Here is a 773-nt window from a genome sequence, read left to right as displayed (position 1 = left end):
CCAACCGTACGGCCACCTTCGCGGATGGCGAAGCGCAGGCCTTCTTCCATGGCGATGGGGGCAATCAGCTTGACGGTGATCGACACGTTGTCGCCGGGCATGACCATTTCCTTGCCTTCGGGCAACTCGATCGCACCGGTCACGTCCGTGGTACGGAAGTAGAACTGGGGACGGTAGTTGTTGAAGAAAGGCGTGTGACGGCCGCCTTCGTCCTTGCTCAACACGTACACTTCAGCGGTGAAGTGGGTGTGGGGCTTGATCGAGTTGGGCTTGCACAGCACCTGGCCGCGCTCGACGTCTTCACGCTTGGTGCCGCGCAGCAGCAGGCCAACGTTGTCGCCGGCTTGACCTTGGTCCAGCAGCTTGCGGAACATTTCCACGCCGGTGCAGGTGGTCTTTTGCGTGTCGCGGATACCGACGACTTCGATTTCTTCGCCGACCTTGATGATGCCGCGCTCGATACGGCCCGTCACCACGGTGCCACGACCGGAGATCGAGAACACGTCTTCCACGGGCATCAGGAAAGCGCCGTCCACAGCGCGCTCGGGCGTGGGGATGTAGCTGTCCAGCGCGTCAGCCAGCTTGTTGATGGCTTCTTCGCCCAGGGGACCCTTGTCGCCTTCCAGAGCCAGCTTGGCCGAACCGCGAATGATCGGGGTGTCGTCGCCGGGGAAGTTGTACTTGTCCAGCAGCTCGCGGACTTCCATTTCGACCAGTTCCAGCAGCTCTTCGTCATCCACCATGTCGCACTTGTTCAGGAACACGATGATGTA

The 773-nt window shown here is 60.9% G+C and carries 1 protein-coding gene; it reads right to left on the bottom strand.

What is annotated here, in order from left to right; all coding sequences use genetic code 11:
* Positions 1 to 773, bottom strand: a 773-nt coding sequence (locus GVL12_RS25735) for an elongation factor Tu (protein WP_159918384.1), incomplete at both ends; no start/stop codon positions are given.

The sequence above is a fragment of the Pantoea sp. 18069 genome (genome assembly GCF_902706035.1).
Lineage (GTDB): Bacteria > Pseudomonadota > Gammaproteobacteria > Burkholderiales > Burkholderiaceae_C > Comamonas.
This window is presented reverse-complemented; position numbering and strand designations above follow the sequence as displayed.